This is a genomic window from Sphingomonas sp. S6, assembly GCF_043498045.1.
Taxonomy (GTDB): domain Bacteria; phylum Pseudomonadota; class Alphaproteobacteria; order Sphingomonadales; family Sphingomonadaceae; genus Sphingomonas.
This window is the reverse complement of record NZ_JBIEOE010000004.1, coordinates 357,886-376,390: the sequence shown is the minus strand read 5'-3', so window position 1 is coordinate 376,390 and position 18,505 is coordinate 357,886. Positions and strand designations below refer to the sequence as shown.

Here is an 18,505-nt window from a genome sequence, read left to right as displayed (position 1 = left end):
GCGGTTCGGTACGCCTACCCCAAACACCTCGTCACCCCGGACTCGTTCCGGGGTCCACTCCGCGGCGAGGGGGGGTGGCTGGAGCCTCTTGCGGTTCCCTCGCGGCAAGGTGGACTCCGGACCAAGTCCGGAGTGACGAAGGGGTACCATGCGCATAGTCACCCTCCCCACCCCTGACGACTTCGACGCGTGGCGCGACGCCGCCCGCCCGCTCGCCGCCGCCGACGTCCCCCCCGACGATATCGTCTGGCAGGTCGGCGACACCCCCGCCGACCTGTTCGCCACTACCGCAGACGCCGCCCCCGCCCCGCCGCCCGCCGGCGGCACCGTGTCCGTCCCCCGCGCCTTCATCGATCTCGCGCGCAGCGTCGTGCTCTCCAGCGATCCCGAACGGTTCGCGCTCCTCTACACCGCGCTCGCCCGCCTGCGCCGCGAACCGAAACTGATCGAGGATCAGGCCGACCCGCTCGTCCGCCGTCTCGAAGGCCTCGCCAAATCGGTTCGCCGCGACATCCACAAGATGCGCGCCTTCCTCCGCTTCCGCGAGGAACAGGACGATGAGGGCACGCGCTACGTCGCCTGGTTCGAACCCGAACACCATATCGTCCGCGCCAACGCCGCCTTCTTCGTCAATCGCTTCGCCAGCATGCGTTGGTCGATCCTGACGCCGGAGGTGTCGCTCCACTGGGACGGCAAGGCGCTGGCCGAAGGACCCGGCGCGCAAAAGGCTGATGCCCCCGATGGCGATCCCACCGAAGAGGTGTGGAAGACCTATTACGCCAGCATCTTTAACCCCGCGCGCGTCAAGATCGGCGCAATGCTGAAGGAGATGCCGCGCAAATATTGGAAGAACATGCCCGAAACCGCGCTGGTCGGGCAGCTGATCGCCGGCGCACAGGCGCGGGAAAGCGGCATGATCACCCAGTCACGCGAGGCGCCAGCGATCGGCGACAATGTCACCGCTGCCTGGGCGGCGCTGCGCGAAGAGGCCGCGACCTGCACCCGCTGCCACCTCTACAAACATGCGACGCAGACCGTCTTCGGCGAAGGCCCGGTCGATGCGCCGCTGATGTTCGTCGGCGAACAGCCGGGCGATCAGGAGGACCTCGCTGGCACCCCCTTCGTCGGCCCCGCCGGGCAGGTCTTCAACCGCGCGATCGCCGAAGCCGAGATCGACCGCGCCCGCGTCTACGTCACCAATGCGGTGAAGCACTTCAAGTTCGAACAGCGGGGCAAGCGGCGCATCCACGCCAAGCCCGACACGGGCGAAATCCAGGCCTGCCGCTGGTGGATCGAACAGGAACAGATGCTCATCCGCCCCCGCGTCACGGTCGCGCTCGGCGCCACCGCAGCACGTTCCATACTGGGCCGGACGGTCACGATCGGCCGCGAACGCGGCAAAGCGATCACCCTCCCCGAGGGCGGCGAGGCCTGGATCACCGTCCACCCCAGCTATCTGCTGCGCCTGCCCGACGAAACGCAAAAGGCCGAGGAATATGCCCGCTTCGTCGAGGACCTGAAACAGGCCAAGGCGGCGCTAGGCTGACGCTGCGTCCGCCCCCGGAAGGCGGAAGATACGACCAACGGACCGTATGCGGAAACGGCCCGCTATGTATGCGATGCCCTAAACCCGGTCAGCCTAAGCCGTGTCGTCTCGCTGCAACGACCCTGTTGGACGCCCCCCGCAGCAACACGTTGGCACAGAAGCGTAAATCCCCGCCCCCTGTCCTACACCCATCGTTTCGCATAAAGCGGGCAGCAACGGGGTTATCCGCCCGCATGCAACACCCGTCATCCCAGCGAAGGCTGGGATCTCCCCGTTGCAACGCGCGGCACGAGCCACGAAAGACCCCAGCCTACGCTGGGGTGACAAGTTAGCGTAGGGGCTATGCCCACCCCTTCTTTCTCAGCACCGGATCACATTCGGAAACGATAGGAGCCAATCGTTTCCACCAAGGTGTTCATGTTGTCTATGTTCCCAGCGGCTCACATCGCGCGCGCATCCTCGCCCATCCGCTCCTGCCGGTCGAGTGCATCGATCGCCGCCATATCCTCGTCGTCCAGCGTCAGGTCGGCTGCGGCGAAATTATCCGTCATATGCTCGGGATCCGCCGCCTTGGGTATCACGGAGAATCCGTGCGCCAGATGCCAGGCCAGCACCACCTGCGCCGCCGACCGCGCATGCTTCTCCGCAATCCGCACGATCGCCGCGTCCTGCAACAGGTCGCCGCCCTGCCCCAGCGGGCTCCAGCTCTGCGTCACGATGCCATGCGCTTCGTGATACGCGCGCTCCTCGCGCCGCTGATGGCGCGGGTGCAGCTCGATCTGGTTGAGCACCGGCGTCACGCCCGTCGCCTCGATGATCGCATCGAGATGCTCGGGCAGAAAGTTCGACACGCCGATCGATCGCGTCTTGCCCGCCTCGCGCAGGGCGACCAGCGTCTTCCACGCCTCGACATATTGCCCCTGGCCGGGTGCGGGCCAGTGGATCAGATACAGGTCGACCGCATCCATCCCCAACAGCGCCAGGCTCTCGTCCAGCGCCGCCTCGGGATCGCCCTGCCGATCGTTCCACAACTTGGTCGTGACGAAGGCATCGCTGCCCGCCAGCCCTTCGCCGACGCCGCGCTCGTTGCGATAGATCGCCGCGGTGTCGATCAGCCGATATCCGGCATCGAGTGCACCGCGCACCACCAGCGGCGCCTGCGCATCGGGCAATTTCCAGGTGCCGAAGCCTAATTGGGGCATGGTCCGGCCGTCGTTCAGGGTAAGATCAGTCATCGTCGTACAGCGTCCCACGGGCATCTCCGGTTCCCCCGTCCCCCGTTCCCCCTTCCCTTAGCCCTCGCGATCCGCCAAGCCCCACGCCCATGTTCGAGAAAATTCTGGGCGTGCTCGCCACCTTCACCATCTGGGTGATCTCCAGCGGCGGCTATGTCGGCATCGCGATCCTGATGGCGATCGAAAGCGCCTGCATCCCCCTGCCGTCAGAGATCATCATGCCGTTCGCCGGCTATCTCGTCTCGACCGGCCGCTTCGACCTCTATCTGGCGGCGACCGCAGGCGCGATCGGCTGCAATCTCGGCTCGATCGTCGCGTATGAGATCGGCAAGCGCGGCGGCCGGCCGGTGGCGGAACGCTGGGGCCGCTACCTGCTGATCGGCCCGGGTGAGCTCGACGCCGCCGATCGCTTCTTCGCACGCTGGGGCTCGATCGCGGTGCTGATCGGCCGGCTGCTCCCCGTTATCCGCAGCTTCATCGCCTTCCCCGCGGGCATCGCGCGGATGCGGCTGGTGCCCTTCCACGTCTACACCTTCATCGGCAGCTGGCCGTGGTGCTTCGGCCTCGCCTGGGTCGGCATGAAACTCGGCGACAAGTGGGACAGCGATCCCCGCGTCAAGGCCGCCTTCCACCGCGCCGACCTGGCGATCGGCATCGTCCTGATCGCGCTCGTCACCTTCTACATCTGGCACCGCGTCCGCGGCCTGAAGCGCAATCCTCAGCCATAAGCGCGGCGCTTGGCGAGCGCGCGCAGGTCGTCGTCGCGTGAGGGGGCCAGCGTCTGGATGCGCCGCTCGACCGCCGCGACGATCTCTGGCCCCGCCCGTTCGGGCGTGCCACTGTCGAACGGCGGGCGCGGATCGTATTCGAGGCTCAGCTGCACCGCTTTTGCATGAGCCTCGCCGCGTAGCAGCGCGGTCAGCGTCAGCGCAAAGTCGATCCCCGCGGTGACGCCGCCGCCCGTCACCCGGTTGCGATCGATCACCACGCGCTCCGCCACCGGCGTTGCGCCGAACAGCGGCAGCATATGCCGCTGGCCCCAATGGCACCCCGCGCGATAGCCATCGAGCAGCCCCGCCGCCCCCAGGATCAGCGACCCGGTGCACACGCTCGTCACCCACTGCGCCTCGCGCCCGATCCGCGTCACCCAGTCCATCGCCGTATCGTCGGCAATCACACCATTGACCCCGAACCCTCCGGGCACGCACAGGATGTCGGCGCGATCGACTTCCGCCAGCGTCGCCGTCGGCAGGATCGCGAACCCCGCGTCGGTCTGCACGGGCTCCGGCGTCTTCCACACGAGATCAAGCCGCGCATTGCCCAACCGCGACAGCACCTGCACCGGTCCCGTGAAATCGAGCTGCGTCACATTGGGGAATAACAGGAAGGCGATACGGATGGGGCTGGACGTCGTCATGACAAGGCTCCTGCGTCACATGGATGCCCAGGCGCGCGGCGGCGGCGGTTCGCGCTCCCTTGTGGGTCTCCACTGGCGCCAGTCACGCGAACGGGGATGAGGCTAGACCCGCCGCACCCGCCAGACAAGCCATCCCAGCATCGGTAGCGCGAGCGCGCACCACCAGCGGAAGCCTGCCCAGGGGCTCCAGCCGAACCATTCGCTCGGCAGCGTGCGCAGCGTGCCGCTGGCGAAGGGCCCGGCGATCACCGCCTGCCAGACGGGAAAGGCGCTGCCCGGCGGGGCGAAAATCTCTGCCGCAGCGATCGCCGCGTTGATCGCGATCGACAGGGCCAGCAGCACCCCCATGCCGATCCGGATGCTGCGGTCGCCGGCATGCGCCCAGGCGGCGGCGAGCCCCAGCGCCAGCGGGGCCACCGCGGGGATGGCGAAGCGCGGACCGGTGGTGTTGCCGCCCTGCCAATAGACATAGGCCGCATTGACCAGCAGCACGACGGCCACCGCCAGCGCCATGGCAACTGCCAGGCTGCGCGTCCGCGGTCGCTGCCCCCACATCCACAGCCCATATGGCGCCAGCACCAGCACCGGCGCGACCCAGATCAGCCCATAGCGCGCGCCGATCGTCACCTCGCGAAGCGCCGACACGCGCGGCACGCCCAGCCCGAACAGCCCTTGGTGCATCCCCTCCCAGCCGACGACACCGGCATAGCCGATCCGGAACGGCGTCCCGAAGGCGACCAGATTATAGGTCGCGAACGGCACCAGCGCGATCGCCCCGCCGATCAGCGCCGCCCCGATCAGCCAGCCGCGATCCGCCCGGTCGCGCGCCGCCCATGCCGCCCACAGCGCGAGCACAGCGCCCGCCAGCACCGCCTGATGCTCGACCACCACCGCCCAGCCAAGCGCTACGCCCACGAGCAGCGCCTGGCCGCTCGCCCCGCGCGGCAGGGACAGGCCGCGCCAGATCGCCCAGATCGCCACGACGTACAGGTCCGCGACCACCGCATGGCCGAACAACGTCGTCGACCAGCCCCATACCGGCGTGCCGAGCGCATAGCCCAGCGCGGCGAACAGCCCCGCGCCCGCGCTGCCCGTCCATCCCACACCCAGATCGAACAGCAGCACCGCGGCGAGCGCGGTTAGCAGCGCCGGCCCCAGCGCCGCCGCCAGCCGCACGCGCAGCCGCAGATAGCGGTCGAAGTCATAGCCCCCGATCGCACCATCGTAATGGCTCGCCCGGTCGCCGGTGACGCGATCGGCGATCCACACCGCGGGCAGCGCCATCAGCGTCATGCCCGGCGGCTTGTCGAGATAGGTGCGGCCGCCGAACATCGCCTTGTCGATTGTCAGCGTGGCATAGGGGTCGATCGAGGCATCGCCGCGCTCGACCAGCCCGATCGCCGCGTACATCCGCGTCGCCTGATTATCGTTGCGCTCCCACGATCCGAACCAGACACAGCTCAGCCAGACGATCGTGAACAGGACGATACGGACGCCGCGCATGCCCTCAGCCGAACAGCCAGTGCCCGAGCAGCCGGCCGAACGGGAAGGTGAAGAAGCCCGCGATCAGCAGCGCCCCCGTCACCATGCCGCGCACGCTGCCCCGGTGCAGGGCAACCTTATGGGTGCGCGCCGCATACCATAGCAGCGGCACCTGAATGACGACCCAGGCCGACAGGATATGGATAAAGCTGAACCTGCCACCGTTGGTTTCGCGAATGCCGAACGACAGCAACGCGGTCAGCAGCATCGCCACCGCCCAGATCTGCCCCAACACGCGATGCCGCCTGTCACCGCGCGGCGAGAGCAGGATGACCGGCGTCAGCACCAGCGACACGAGGATGGTGAGGATATGCGCCCAGACGATCCCCGGCACCATCGCCCATTGCGCATGACCGCGCGCGAGCGCGGTCAGCACCGCGGCGAGCAGCAGCAGCGCGCCGACCGACAGCGCCTTTTCATACGCGTCCACGGCCCAAGGATTGACCCGCGTTCCGCCCCGTCCGATCGCCGTCGCCATGTGCGCATCCCCCTGACGATGAGGGTAGCCGAGGCAATGCGGCACGCCAAGCGGCTGGTATCGGCCACGCCCTCTGCCAACTCACCCCGTCACCCCGGACTTGTTCCGGGGTCTACTGGGCCGCGGGGGTAGCGCCTGTGCCTCTGACCATCCCCCTCGCCGCAAAATGGACCCAGACCAAGTCCGGGGTAACGGCCGAGGATGGCGCCACCGCTTTCTTAAGGAACGCGCGCCTCTTCCGCCTTGCGCGCCTGATTCTCCTTACGCGCCGCCCGCGCGCTCTGCAGGAAGCAGCCGGTCTGCCCGCCGGCACCCACCGTCGAGCAGCTCCCCGTGCTGTTTGCGCCGACACCGGCGTCCAGCGTGCCCTGTGCGCGTGCCGCCCAGCTTTCGTTCTGCGGCGTCACCTGGAATTCGCGCAATTCCTTGGGCACGCGATACTGCTCGCGCGCGCTGCGGCGTTCGCACACCACGATTTCCTGCCCGTCGCTGTTCGTCGGGCACCGTTCGTTGCCATAGAGGACGAGCACACCGTTGATTGGCGCGCGCTTCGCGACTTCGCCCGGCGCCTGGATTACGACCGGCTTGGGCGCGCCGGGCAACGCCGGCTTCGTGCTGACCGTTTGCGCCGGGGGCTGGGCCGTGGGCTGCGCGCCTTGCGTAAACTCCTGCGCCAACGCGGGTCCGGCGGTCAGCATCAAGGCGGTGGCGATGAAGGCTCGCATGCGTCGTCCTTTCAAATCCTCTTGGCGGTCGCGATCGCGACCTTGCAGCCCAGCCGGATCAGGCCCGACAGGATCGGATAGCCGACCGCCTGTTCCGCCCCCGCGGCCAGCGCATGGTCGCGGTGCTCCAGCTCCTCCGCCTGGAAATCGGCGATCGCGTCCGACAATTCGGGATCGCTGTCGCCCAGTTCGTCGCGTTGCTGCTGATAATGTTTGTCGATCTCGGTCTCGACCGCCGCGGTGCAGGCCATCGCCGCATTCGGCCCGATCGCCGCGGTGATCGCGCCCAGCGCAAAGCCCGCCTTGTCCCAGAACGGCTGGAACAGCGTCGGCCGCACGCCGCGTCGCGCCATCATCGCGTCGAAAAAGGCGCGGTGCCGCTCCTCCTGGCTCGCCATATGGTGGATCGCGCGCGCCGCCGGATGCCGGTCGCCCAGCACCGCCAACTGGCCCGCATAGATACGCGTCGCGCCATATTCGCCCGCCTGATCGACGCGGATCATCGCCTTCGTCGCCTCGCGCCGGTCACCCGGCCGCCAGTGCGGCCTGCGCGCGTTCGCGATCGTCGCCGTCATCGTGCCTTCCTCATCCACCATAGGATCAGGAACGCGCCACCCAGCGAAAAGATCGCGTTGAACCCGGCGAGCGAGATGCCGAACAACGTCCACTGCGGCGTATCGCAGCGCACCATGGGCGCGTGCATCAGCGCTTCCAGCCGCGCATCCGGGCCCAAACCGCGCAGGTCGACCGTCTGGGTGCAGGCGGTGAAGCCCTCCCACCAGTGGTATTCGACGCCGGCATGCGCCACGCCGATCGCACCCGATACTGCGATCAGCAGCGCGGCGATTACCACCAGCGCTTTGGCGATGCTCCGCTGCGACACGACGAACGCCAGCAGCGCGAACGGCAGCGCCGCATAATGCGGCCAGCGCTGCCAGTGGCACATCTCGCACGGGTAGAGGTGCCCGACGAGCTGCGATCCCCATGCCCCCGCCAGCAGCGCCGCAGGCAGCAGCAGCGCGAGCGCCCGCGCGCGCCGCTCGGCCGGGGTGAACGCGCGGCTCACTTGCCGCCCGGCCGGCTGGAGGGCACCGGCTTCGTCGCCGCGGCGACCTGCGCCGCGCCACCCAGCCGCGCGACCGTCTTCAGCGCATAATAGAGCTGGAAGTCGTCGATCCCCTGCTTCTTCAATTGTTCCGCGGTCATCGCGAAGCGCGGATCGTCCTTCGTGTCTTCCTCGAGGATCTTGTTGTCCGCCTTCACCTCGTTGATCAGGTGGCGGCGCAGATCGGCCTCGCGGAACACGGGGCGCGTCTTGATGTCGGGATCGCTGATCTGCGGCACGCGGATATCGGGCTCGATGCCGCCTTCCTGCACGCTGCGGCCCGACGGGGTGTAATAACGCGCCGTGGTCAGGCGCAGCGCGGTCTGCGGACCCAGCGGCAGCAGCGTCTGCACCGATCCCTTGCCGAAGCTGCGCTCGCCCATGATCAGCGCGCGGTGATGATCCTGCAACGCGCCCGCGACGATCTCGGAGGCCGAGGCCGTACCGGGGTTGGTCAGCACCACCACCGGCAGCCCATGCGCGTCGTCGCCCGGCTTGGCGAAATAGCGCTCGATATCGCTCTTTTCGCGCCCGCGCTGCGAAACGATTTCGCCATGATCCAGGAACGCGTCGCTGACCGCGATCGCCTGTGTCAGCAGGCCGCCGCCATTGTCGCGCAGGTCGACCACATAGCCCAGCGGCCGATGCCCCAGGCTCTTGTCGATCGCCATGATCGCCGCGCGCGTATCCGCGCCCGTGCTTTCGGAGAAGGTGTTGATGTTGATGTAGCCGACGTCGCCGCGCACTTCCCACTTCACCGGGCGCTGCACGATCACCTCGCGCGTCATGGTGATGTCGAGCGGCTTGTCCTGTCCGGGGCGGACGATCGTCATGCTGATCTTGCTGCCCGGCTTGCCGCGCATCAGCGCCACCGCCTCGTCCAGCGTCTCGCCGTAGATCAGCTTGCCGTCGATATGCGTGATATAATCGCCCGACTTCACGCCGGCGCGGTACGCGGGCGTATCCTCCTGCGGCGCGACGACCTTCACCGCGCCGTCCTCCATCTGGACGGTGAGGCCCAGGCCGCCGTAATTGCCCTCGGTCTGGATCTTGAGGTTGTCGTAGTCGAGCGCGTCGACATAGCTCGAATGCGGGTCGAGGCTCGCGAGCATGCCCTCGATCGCGCCCTTGATCAGCTTCTTGTCGTCAACCTTGTCGACATAGTCGGCCTTGATCCGATTGAAGACGTCGAGGAACTGGTCGAATTCGCGATAGGTATCCGTGTCCACCGCCGCCATCGCCTGCGTGGCGAGCGGGATCAGGGACAGGGAACCGATGATAGCAGTCGCGGTCAGCAGCGGACGGGGCATCGAAAGTCCTGCAAGGCGGGAAAACCCCGCACGTCTATCCCTTTTGCGAGCCGGAGCAAAGCACGGCGAGGCTGAACCGTCGCTGACAGCAAAGGGCGCCTGCTGCCGATCCATCTATGGCACCCGCACGCTCCCTCCCGCCCTTGCGAACGGAGCGAAGCACCGACGAAGCGGAAGACGGGATACGCTTAGTCTAGGCGAACCGTCGCGCCCCCTCAGCCCAACAGCGCGGCGATATCCACCGGCCGCCCGCGGCGACGCAGTTCGACGGTGATCTGCGGCTCTTCTCCTCCCGCCGCCCTGCCCAGCGGCGCTCCCGCCGCGATACGCTCGCCCGGGCGAACGCCCGCAGCGGCGAGCCCGGTGACGAGGCTCGTCCAGCCGTCGCCATGGTCGAGGATCACGATCGTGCCATAGCCGCGATACGCCCTGGCGTAGCGCACCACGCCCCCAGCCGGCGCCACCACCGGCGCGCCCGCCGCGACCGCAAAGGTCAGTCCGCGCGATCGCACGCCCGCGTCGGAAATCTCGCCCGTCCCGGTCACGAGCCGCCCGCGCACCGGCAGGCGATACGCGCCCGCCGTCGGCACCGGCACGCGCGTTCCGGGCGCCAGCGGGCGCGGCAAGGGGCCGGGCAGTGCCGCCAGATCCGCTGCCGTCGCCTGTGCCATTGCATCGTCGCCGAGCGATTCGACCAGGTCCCGCGCGCGTTCGCCCAGCGCCAGCGCCCGATCCTCCTCGCTCATCGCGTTGCGACCGAGCGCGCTGGCGCGACGCCGGTGCGCCGCCTCCAGCGTCGCGAGCGCAACCCGGTCCGTCTCCAGCTGCGCCCGCCCGCGGCGCAGCGCCGCCGCGGCGACCGCCGCATCCTGCTCCAGGCCCCGCGTCCGCGCGATCTGCCGCCGCACGCCGTCGGTTCGCTGCTGCACCAGCGGCAGCGCCCCGCCCAGCACCGCGCGGACGTGGACGAGGTCGTCGATCGATCCCGGCTGGGCGATCGCGACCACCGCCGGCCGACGCGCCAAGGCGGTCAGCGCCGCAAGCAAGCGCGCAACCGGCGCCTGCTGCGTGGCGAGCGTCGTCTGCTGATCCGCCAGCAATCGCGTGACGATCGCCTGCCGCGCCCGCGCCGCCGCCAGATTGGCCTCCGCAGCACGCACCCGCGCCGCCAGCGCCGCCTCCTCGGCCCGCGCCTTGTCCGCAGCGTTGCGTTCGGCCGCCGCGTCGCGCGCCAGCGCCTCCGCACGGCGCGTGGCGATCACCGCATCGCGCTTCGCCGCGACGAGCCGCTGACGCTGGTCGACGACGGGCTGGCTGTGCGCGGGCAATGCGAGAGCGAGGAAAGCGACACAGCAGAATGCGACGCGCCTACCCTCACCCTTCGCCTTCAGCGGCTTTTCCCTCTCCCAGCGGGAGACGGAGGGAGCAGCGTAGCCGCGGAAGGGTGAGGGTGGGTGCGGGATGGCAGCCATCACCCCTCCCGATGATAGGGGTGCCCGGCCAGGATCGCAGTCGCGCGGAACAGCTGCTCGGCGAGCATCGCGCGCGCTAGCATATGCGGCCAGGTCGCGCGCCCGAACGACAGCAGCAGGTCCGCCCCCGCCCGCTCGGCATCGTCGAAGCCGTCGGCGGCGCCGATCATGAAGCGCAGTTCGCGCGTGCCGCTATCGCGCCACCGTTCGATCCGCCGCGCGAATTCCAGCGAGCCGAGCAGCTCGCCCTTCTCGTCCAGCATCACCCGCACCGTCTGCGGCTCCACCGGGGGCACCTTGCCGCCGGTATCGGGCAGTTCGGTGACGCGCGTCGGCCAAGCGATCCGCTTCAGATAGCGGTCGACCAGCTCCGCCTCGGGCGATCGCCCGATCTTGCCGCGCGCCACGATGTGGAGAAGGATGTCAGGCCTCGTCCGACGTCGTCGGGGTCTGGGTCGCGTCGGGCGACTTCGGCATCATCGCTTCCGGCGGCAGCGGCTTCAGCGACGACGACACGGTATCGCCGAACTGCCACATGCGCTCCAGATTGTAGAAGGTGCGCACCTCCGGCCGGAACAGGTGAACGATGACGTCATTGGCGTCGATCAACACCCAGTCGGCGGTCTGTAGCCCTTCGATCCGCACCGGACGGCCGAAATCCGCCTTCACCTTTTCGGCAATCTTGTTGGCCATCGATGCGACCTGCCGCGTCGAGCGGCCGCTGGCGATCACCATATGGTCGGCGATCGTCGATTTGCCCGCGAGCGGAATCGAAATGACCTCTTCGGCCTGATCGTCGTCGAGCGACGTCAGGATCAGTCGCAGCAGCGCTTCGACTTCGGCCGGGTCGGCCGGACGCACGGCCTGGGGGGTACTCGCCAAGGGGACTCCTGGGTTGCTGGGCCGGCATCAGTGCCGGTGCCAGTCGGGATCGGCCGCACGGACCGCGGTGGCGGAGGTCGGGTCGGGGCGGAAGCGCAACAGCACGAGTGCCGGCAAACTCCACGAGGTCCAATGCTTCGCCTGGCGTGCGGGCCGTTGGAAACGCCGCAGCCAACCCATCGCGACACCCGCGAGGGCCTTGTCGTCATACCCCGGACGCGCGATCACCGCAATCGGCATCGTGCGCGCGATATCGCGCCATCCGCGCCAGCGGTGAAATTGCGCCAGATTGTCCGCTCCCATCAACCAGATGAACTGCCGCCGGGGGTAACGCCGCTGCAACTTTCGCAGCGTGTCGAGCGTGTAGCGGGTGTGGAGCCGCGCCTCGATATCGCTCGCCCGGATCGGCGCCCGCCGCGCCATCGCCCGCGCGGACGCGAGCCGCGCGGCCAGCGGCGCCATGTCGCGCGCGCCGCTCTTCAACGGATTGCCCGGCGACACCAGCCACCACGCCTCGTCGAGTTCCAGCGCTCGGATCGCGGCGAGCGTGATCGCCCGATGCCCGCGATGCGCCGGGTTGAAGGATCCCCCCAGCAGGCCGGTTTTCATGGCTCGGCTCGCTGCCAGTCTTCACGGCCATGACGGACACGAAGGATCTCAACGCCGGTGAAGGTGATCCGATACAACAAAAGAAAGTCCGTTTCCGCGATCCGCCACTTCCGCGCGTCCCGGTCAACGATCGGACCGGCAGCGGGAAATTCACCAAGGAAGCGGCTGGCAGCCATGGCCGCTTGCCCTATCTCGTCGGCAAAATCGGGATCGCGTTCGGCATAAAACACGTCGATCCGCGCAAGGTCAGCCTTTGCACGGGGAGCCCAGGTGACGGGCCTCATCTCCGTTTACGGGCGGCCACGCGCTCCTCGAACCATGCTTCCATATCCTCTTGGCTTATGCCGCCATCACGCTCGATCGAATCAATACCTTCCTGAATAAAGGCTCGTAGTTCGATGTCGTGTTCGGCGACTTTGCGAATAGCGTCCGCCGCAAATTCTTCGCCGGTGATGCCACGTGAACGGGCCAGTTCCTCGACGATCGCCAGCGTGGCGGGATCGAGGGGTGCATTGATCGATACCGGTGCGTTCATTGGCGGATTCTATCCCCTGCGACGGAGGTCTTCAACCGCGCACCTGCCCCGTGCCACGGCCGACCCATTTGTACGTCGTCAGCCCCTCCAGCGCGACCGGCCCGCGCGCATGCAGGCGGCCGGTCGCGATGCCGATCTCCGCGCCCAGCCCAAACTCGCCGCCATCGGCGAATTGGGTGGAGGCGTTCCACAGCACGATCGCACTGTCGACGCCGATCAGGAATCGCTCCGCCACGCCCGCATTCTCGGCGACGATCGCGTCGGTATGGTGCGAGCCGTGGCGCGCGATATGCGCCATCGCCCCCTCGACCCCGTCGACCAGCGCGACGGAGGCGATCGCATCGAGATATTCGGTGTCCCAATCCTCCGCCGACGCCGCGGGCAGATCCGGCACCAGCGTGCGCGCCGCCGCATCGCCGCGCACCTCGCATCCCCGCGCGCGCAACGCCGTGATCAGCGCCGCGCCCTGCCCATAGCCGCGATCGATCAGCAGTGTTTCCATCGCCCCGCAAATGCCGGTCCGCCGCATCTTGGCGTCCAGCACCACCCGCTCCGCCATCGCCGGATCGGCCGAACGATCGACATAGACGTGATTGATCCCGTCGAGATGCGCCAGCACCGGTACGCGCGCCTCCGCCTGCACCCGCGCCACCAGGCTCTTGCCGCCCCGCGGCACGATCAGGTCGATCAGGCCATCGGCCGTCAACATCGCGCCCACCGCGGTGCGATCGGTGGTCGGCACCAACTGCACCGCATCGACCGGCAATCCCGCCGATTCCAGGCCCGCGACCAGCACCTTGTGCAAGGCGCGGTTACTATGGATCGCCTCGCTGCCGCCCCGCAGGATCACCGCATTGCCCGCCATCACACACAATGCCGCTGCATCCGCGGTTACGTTGGGCCGCGATTCGTAGATGATGCCGATCACGCCGATCGGCACGCGCACGCGGGTCAGCTGCAAGCCATTGGGCCGCTCGCGGCGATCGATCACCTGCCCGACCGGATCGGCCAACCCCGCCACCGCCTCGATCCCCGCCGCGATCCCCTCGATCCGCCCGGCGTCCAGGCGCAGCCGGTCGAGCAGCGCACCGCTGAGGCCCCGCGCTTCGCCCGCCGCCATGTCGCGCGCATTCGCGTCGAGGATCGCCGGCGCCTGTTCGCGCACCGCCGCCGCCGCGGCGCGCAGCCCGGCCGCCTTCGCCGCCGTCGGCAGACCCGCCAGCACCCCGGCGGCGCGGCGCGCGCGCGCGCCCATCTCTGCGATCATTTCGTGCGTATTGTCTGCGTCGGCCATGCCGTTCGTTACCATGGAACCCGGCCTTATGCCACGAAGACGATCTTGCCCGGCCGATACAGCTTGCTAAGCTGCTGCCATGTCGGGGGATATCGCAGCAGCAGGGGACTTCATCACGGGTGCGCTCGCCGCCCGTACGGTGGAGCCGCACGCCGGGGAAACACGCGAGCACGGGCACGGCCTGTGCCTCAATTGCGGCACACGGCTGATCGGCGCGCATTGCCATGCCTGCGGGCAGAGCGGCCACGTCCATCGCACGATCGGCGCGATCGGGCATGAGATCGCGCACGGCGTCTTCCATTTCGAAGGCAAGATCTGGCGCACGCTGCCGATGCTGGTGTGGCGCCCGGGCGATCTCACCCGCCGCTACGTCGCCGGCGAGCGCGCGCGGTTCGTCTCACCGCTCGCAGTCTTCCTGTTCACCGTCTTCCTGATGTTCGCGACGATCAGCGCGCTTGGCGGCGACATCGCCGAACTGGCGACGCCCGAAGGCGTCAGCCGCCACATCGTCGGCATCGCCGGCGGAGTCGAGAAGGTGGAAAAGCAACTCGACGTCGCGCAGAAAACACGCGCCAAGCTGGTCGCGGCGGGCAAGCCAACCAAGAGCATCGACGAGGACATCGCCGGCTTGCAGACCGCGATCGCCGCCCTCAAGAGGACGCAGGGTCGCGGGGGCGGCGACGATAGCGTGCAGACGTCGCTCACCAACGCCAAGACCGGCTGGGCCAGCCTCGACCACGGCCTCGAAAAGGCCAACAAGAACCCCGGCCTCGCGCTCTACAAGCTGCAATCGAGCGCGTACAAATATAGCTGGCTGCTGATCCCCATCTCGACGCCCTTCGTCGCCTTGCTCTTCCTGTGGCGGCGCCGGTTCGGCCTGTACGATCATGCCATCTTCGTCACCTACAGCCTCGCCTTCATGATGCTCATGGTGATCACGCTGATGATCGCCGGCGTGATCGGCGTCGGTAGCGGCTGGATCGTGCTCGCCGTCTTCGCGCTGCCGCCGATCCACATGTTCCGCCAGCTGCGCGGCGCCTATTCGCTGCGCACCTTTTCCGCGTTGTGGCGTACCGCGGTCCTGCTCGTCTTCGCTTGGGCGGCGCTGCTTACCTTCGTCTCGCTGCTGCTGGTCCACGGGCTGACGGACTAAGGGACTGGTCGCCCGCGGGCCCATGTCCTATCTTCGCGGTCATGCAGTTCTTCAGCCGCTTCTCGCCGGTGCGGGCCATTCGCGACCTGCGCTTCTTCCTGTCGCAGCGCGAGCCGCGCGACCTGGGCTTCCTCGCGCTGGCGATCGCGATCACGGGGTTCTTCGTCTACGCCTTCATGCGCAACGACATTCCGCCCGAACCCTATCAACCCAACATCATCTATTTCAAGAATTACGCCGCCGACCGCACCGACGCGGAGATCAAGGCGCAGCAGGCGATCGACAAGGTCGAACAGGACAAGCGTATCGCCGCACAAAAGGCGCGCGAGGAGAAATTGCGCAGCCAGTTCAAGAAGGTCGATGACGCGATGAATAAAATGGGGCTGTGAGCACGGCCGATTCGCGCTGGATGGCCGCCGCGCTCGCGCTCGCCGGGCGCACGCGCGGACGCACCGCCCCCAATCCCAATGTCGGTTGCGTCATCGTCCGCGACGATCGTGTCGTCGGTCGCGGCTGGACCCAGCCCGGCGGTCGCCCGCATGCCGAGGCGATGGCGCTCGCGCTGGCAGGCGACGCGGCGCATGGCGCCACCGCCTATGTCACGCTCGAACCCTGCGCCCATCTCTCGGCCCGTGGCCCGGCCTGCACCGATCTGCTGATCGCGGCCGGCATCGCGCGCGTGGTGATCGCACTCGGCGATCCGGATCCGCGCACCAACGGGCAGGGCATCGCCCGGCTCCGCGCTGCCGGTGTGGCGGTGGCGGTCGGCCTCCTTGCCGCCGATGCGGCGCGCAGCATGGCCGGCTTCCTCACCCGCCGCCGGCTCGGCCGCCCGTTCGTGACGCTGAAGCTCGCCACCTCGCTCGACGGCTGCATCGCGCTTGCCGACGGCACCAGCCGCTGGATCACCGGCGCAGAGGCGCGCGCCCACGCCCACCTCGAACGCGCCCGCCACGAAGCGATCCTCGTCGGCCGGGGGACATGGGAGGCGGACCGCCCGACCCTCGACGTGCGCCTGCCGGGGCTGGAGGGACGCAGCCCGCAGCGGGTCGTGCTTTCATCCGCCCCGTCCTTCGTCATCCCGGCGAGCGCCGGGATCCACGGACACGGCGCGGCTGGCGGATCGAGCGTCCCCCCATCCATAGATCCCGGCCTGCGCCGGGATGACGAAATCACAGGGGACAGGGGGTGGACCATCATCCCCTCCCCCGCCGCCATCGCCACCCTCCCCGGCGACCACCTGCTCGTCGAGGGCGGCGCGGGCACCGCCGCGGCCTTCTTGCGAGACGATCTGGTCGACCGCCTGCTCCTCTACCGTGCGCCCATCGTCATCGGCGGCGGACTGCCCGCGATCGGCGCGATCGGCCTCGCCGATCTCGGATCGGCACACGGCCGCTGGCAGCGCCACGATGCGCGCCAGCTTGGCAGCGACCGGCTCGAGGTCTACGAGCGCACCCCATGTTCACCGGCATAGTCAGCGATATCGGCACGATCGAACGGGTTCAGAGCGAGGGCGACACGCGCGTGCGCATCGCCACCACCTACGACCCCGACACGATCGACCTCGGCGCCTCGATCGCCTGTTCGGGCGTCTGTCTGACCGTCATCGACAAGGGCACGGCCAACTATCATTGGTTCGATGTCCAGGTGTCTGGCGAGACGATCGGCTGCACCGCGCGCGACCAATGGGTCGAAGGGCGCCGCCTCAACCTCGAACGCGCGATGAAGCTCGGCGATGAACTCGGCGGCCATATCGTCACCGGCCATGTCGACGGCATCGCCGAGGTGATCGGCATCTGTCCGGAGGGCGAGTCGCATCGCATCGGCTTCGCCGTCCCCGCCGCCCTCGCGCCCTTCATCGCGCCCAAGGGGTCGATCACGATCGACGGCGTCTCGCTCACCGTTAACACGGTCGAGGATCAGGGCGACACCACCCATTTCTCCGTCAACCTCATCCCGCATACGCAGGCGGTGACGACGCTCGGCGCCCTCGCCCAGGGGCAGATGGTCAATATCGAGATCGACGTCCTCGCCCGTTATCTGCAACGCATGGAGCATTACCGTGGCCGCTAACCCTGAGATCGCCCAGCTCCGCCACGCCTTCCTGTCGTCGCCCGAAGAGATCATCGACGAGGCGCGCAACGGCCGCATGTTCATCCTCGTCGACGACGAGGATCGCGAGAACGAGGGCGACCTCGTCATCCCCGCGCAAATGGCGACGCCCGAAAAGATCAACTTCATGGCCCGCCACGGCCGTGGCCTGATCTGCCTCGCGATGACGCGCACCCGCGTCGAGGAACTCGGGCTCGACCTGATGAGCCGCAACAACGGCACCCGCCACGAAACCGCCTTCACCGTCTCGATCGAGGCGCGCGAGGGCGTGACGACCGGCATCTCCGCCGCCGACCGCGCCCGCACGATCGCCGTGGCGACCGACAGCGGCAAGGGGCGCGCCGACATCGTGACCCCGGGCCACGTCTTCCCCCTCGTCGCACGCGACGGCGGCGTGCTGGTGCGCGCCGGGCACACCGAGGCAGCGGTCGACGTGTCGCGCCTCGCCGGCCTCAACCCCTCGGGCGTGATCTGCGAGATCATGAACGAGGATGGCACGATGGCGCGGATGGACGATCTCGTCACCTTCGCGCAGTTCCACAACCTCAAGATCGGCACGATCCGCGACCTGATCGCCTACCGCCGCCGCTACGACCACCTCGTCTCCTTGGTGTCGGAAACCCGCTTCACCAGCCGCTGGGGCGGTGAATGGGCGGTGCGTGCCTATCGCAACACCGCGACGGGCACCGAACAGGTCGCGCTGGTCAAGGGCCGGCTCGACGTGACGCAGCCGGTGCTGGTGCGCATGCACGCCCTTTCCCCCTTCGCCGACGTGTTCGGCGAGGATGGCGACCGCGGCCGCATGCTCCAGCGCTCGATGGAGATGATCGCCAACGAAGGCTCGGGCGTCATCGTCCTCATCAACCGCCAGCGCGCCGACGCCTTCACCACCGCCGTCCGCCGCCATGCCGGCGAGCAGGTCGAGGTGCCGATGGAGGAGCTGCGCGACTATGGCGTCGGCGCGATGATCCTCGCCGAACTCGGCGTCCACGACATGATCCTGCTCACCAACACCCACCATACGCTCGTGGGGCTCGACGGCTACGGCCTGTCGATCGTCGCCGAGCGCCGCATCGAAGGCGAAGGCTGA

The 18,505-nt window shown here is 68.4% G+C and carries 22 protein-coding genes and 1 riboswitch; of the genes, 7 read left to right on the top strand and 15 right to left on the bottom strand.

What is annotated here, in order from left to right:
• The first annotated feature begins 148 nt into the window (after positions 1-148).
• Positions 149-1,546, top strand: coding sequence for a UdgX family uracil-DNA binding protein (locus tag ACGVWT_RS09535; protein ID WP_315460773.1), 1,398 nt, complete (start codon positions 149-151; stop codon positions 1,544-1,546).
• A gap of 440 nt (positions 1,547-1,986) precedes the next feature.
• On the opposite strand, the gene ACGVWT_RS09530 is transcribed toward ACGVWT_RS09535, so the two are convergent.
• Positions 1,987-2,781 (bottom strand): aldo/keto reductase, encoded by a 795-nt coding sequence (locus tag ACGVWT_RS09530; protein ID WP_116460375.1) that lies wholly within the window; start codon positions 2,779-2,781, stop codon positions 1,987-1,989.
• 89 nt (positions 2,782-2,870) lie between these two features.
• On the opposite strand from ACGVWT_RS09530, the gene ACGVWT_RS09525 reads away from it, so the two are divergent.
• Entirely contained in the window at positions 2,871-3,509 is a 639-nt protein-coding gene (locus tag ACGVWT_RS09525) for a DedA family protein (protein WP_315460774.1), read from the top strand.
• On the opposite strand, the gene ACGVWT_RS09520 is transcribed toward ACGVWT_RS09525, so the two are convergent.
• From ACGVWT_RS09520 to ACGVWT_RS09455, 14 genes are all read right to left on the bottom strand, one after another.
• A complete protein-coding gene (locus ACGVWT_RS09520; protein WP_315460775.1) occupies positions 3,500-4,198 on the bottom strand; it encodes a DJ-1/PfpI family protein in 699 nt (232 codons plus the stop codon). The genes ACGVWT_RS09525 and ACGVWT_RS09520 overlap by 10 nt on opposite strands.
• Before the next feature lie 18 nt (positions 4,199-4,216).
• A riboswitch (ZMP/ZTP riboswitch) is annotated at positions 4,217-4,294 on the bottom strand.
• A gap of 6 nt (positions 4,295-4,300) precedes the next feature.
• Positions 4,301-5,701 carry a hypothetical protein gene (locus ACGVWT_RS09515; RefSeq protein ID WP_315460776.1) on the bottom strand — a complete coding sequence of 467 codons (1,401 nt, stop codon included), beginning with the start codon at positions 5,699-5,701 and terminating at the stop codon, positions 4,301-4,303.
• Positions 5,702-5,705: 4 nt separating this feature from the next.
• The gene (locus tag ACGVWT_RS09510) at positions 5,706-6,218 is read right to left on the bottom strand and encodes a DUF2306 domain-containing protein (RefSeq protein ID WP_315460777.1); all 513 of its coding nucleotides are present in this window, start codon (positions 6,216-6,218) and stop codon (positions 5,706-5,708) included.
• A 218-nt stretch (positions 6,219-6,436) separates the two neighbouring features.
• Entirely contained in the window at positions 6,437-6,943 is a 507-nt protein-coding gene (locus tag ACGVWT_RS09505; RefSeq protein ID WP_315460778.1) for a hypothetical protein, read from the bottom strand.
• 11 nt (positions 6,944-6,954) lie between these two features.
• Positions 6,955-7,518 carry a demethoxyubiquinone hydroxylase family protein gene (locus tag ACGVWT_RS09500; RefSeq protein ID WP_315460779.1) on the bottom strand — a complete coding sequence of 188 codons (564 nt, stop codon included), beginning with the start codon at positions 7,516-7,518 and terminating at the stop codon, positions 6,955-6,957.
• Complete coding sequence (locus tag ACGVWT_RS09495) at positions 7,515-8,009, bottom strand: disulfide bond formation protein B (protein ID WP_315460780.1); 495 nt, start codon at positions 8,007-8,009, stop codon at positions 7,515-7,517. The genes ACGVWT_RS09500 and ACGVWT_RS09495 overlap by 4 nt, the downstream gene beginning before the upstream one ends.
• A complete protein-coding gene (locus tag ACGVWT_RS09490; protein ID WP_017980268.1) occupies positions 8,006-9,358 on the bottom strand; it encodes a S41 family peptidase in 1,353 nt (450 codons plus the stop codon). The genes ACGVWT_RS09495 and ACGVWT_RS09490 overlap by 4 nt, the downstream gene beginning before the upstream one ends.
• Before the next feature lie 215 nt (positions 9,359-9,573).
• Entirely contained in the window at positions 9,574-10,830 is a 1,257-nt protein-coding gene (locus ACGVWT_RS09485) for a peptidoglycan DD-metalloendopeptidase family protein (protein ID WP_315460781.1), read from the bottom strand.
• Positions 10,830-11,252, bottom strand: a complete 423-nt coding sequence (locus ACGVWT_RS09480) for a 23S rRNA (pseudouridine(1915)-N(3))-methyltransferase RlmH (protein WP_315461021.1) — start codon at positions 11,250-11,252, stop codon at positions 10,830-10,832. Before ACGVWT_RS09480 ends, ACGVWT_RS09485 begins: the two co-directional genes overlap by 1 nt.
• A gap of 1 nt (position 11,253) precedes the next feature.
• Positions 11,254-11,712: a ribosome silencing factor gene (rsfS, locus tag ACGVWT_RS09475; protein ID WP_315460782.1), complete on the bottom strand. Its 459-nt coding sequence runs from the start codon at positions 11,710-11,712 to the stop codon at positions 11,254-11,256.
• 27 nt (positions 11,713-11,739) lie between these two features.
• Positions 11,740-12,321, bottom strand: coding sequence for a nicotinate-nucleotide adenylyltransferase (locus tag ACGVWT_RS09470; RefSeq protein WP_315460783.1), 582 nt, complete (start codon positions 12,319-12,321; stop codon positions 11,740-11,742).
• On the bottom strand, positions 12,318-12,605 hold the full coding sequence (locus tag ACGVWT_RS09465; protein ID WP_315460784.1) for a type II toxin-antitoxin system RelE/ParE family toxin: 288 nt from the start codon (positions 12,603-12,605) through the stop codon (positions 12,318-12,320). The genes ACGVWT_RS09470 and ACGVWT_RS09465 overlap by 4 nt, the downstream gene beginning before the upstream one ends.
• On the bottom strand, positions 12,602-12,856 hold the full coding sequence (locus ACGVWT_RS09460) for a hypothetical protein (RefSeq protein WP_315460785.1): 255 nt from the start codon (positions 12,854-12,856) through the stop codon (positions 12,602-12,604). The genes ACGVWT_RS09465 and ACGVWT_RS09460 overlap by 4 nt, the downstream gene beginning before the upstream one ends.
• A gap of 31 nt (positions 12,857-12,887) precedes the next feature.
• Positions 12,888-14,150 carry a glutamate-5-semialdehyde dehydrogenase gene (locus ACGVWT_RS09455; protein ID WP_315460786.1) on the bottom strand — a complete coding sequence of 421 codons (1,263 nt, stop codon included), beginning with the start codon at positions 14,148-14,150 and terminating at the stop codon, positions 12,888-12,890.
• 79 nt (positions 14,151-14,229) lie between these two features.
• Between ACGVWT_RS09455 and ACGVWT_RS09450 the strand changes: the two genes are divergently transcribed.
• The 5 genes from ACGVWT_RS09450 to ribB are packed head-to-tail and all read left to right on the top strand — an operon-like array spanning position 14,230 to position 18,505.
• A complete protein-coding gene (locus ACGVWT_RS09450; RefSeq protein WP_315460787.1) occupies positions 14,230-15,303 on the top strand; it encodes a DUF3667 domain-containing protein in 1,074 nt (357 codons plus the stop codon).
• Between the two features lie 41 nt (positions 15,304-15,344).
• On the top strand, positions 15,345-15,692 hold the full coding sequence (locus ACGVWT_RS09445) for a hypothetical protein (protein ID WP_116460364.1): 348 nt from the start codon (positions 15,345-15,347) through the stop codon (positions 15,690-15,692).
• 20 nt (positions 15,693-15,712) lie between these two features.
• Positions 15,713-16,777 (top strand): bifunctional diaminohydroxyphosphoribosylaminopyrimidine deaminase/5-amino-6-(5-phosphoribosylamino)uracil reductase RibD, encoded by a 1,065-nt coding sequence (gene ribD / locus ACGVWT_RS09440; RefSeq protein WP_394426166.1) that lies wholly within the window; start codon positions 15,713-15,715, stop codon positions 16,775-16,777.
• A complete protein-coding gene (locus ACGVWT_RS09435; protein ID WP_315460789.1) occupies positions 16,762-17,376 on the top strand; it encodes a riboflavin synthase in 615 nt (204 codons plus the stop codon). Before ribD ends, ACGVWT_RS09435 begins: the two co-directional genes overlap by 16 nt.
• A complete protein-coding gene (gene ribB, locus ACGVWT_RS09430; RefSeq protein WP_315460790.1) occupies positions 17,366-18,505 on the top strand; it encodes a 3,4-dihydroxy-2-butanone-4-phosphate synthase in 1,140 nt (379 codons plus the stop codon). The genes ACGVWT_RS09435 and ribB overlap by 11 nt, the downstream gene beginning before the upstream one ends.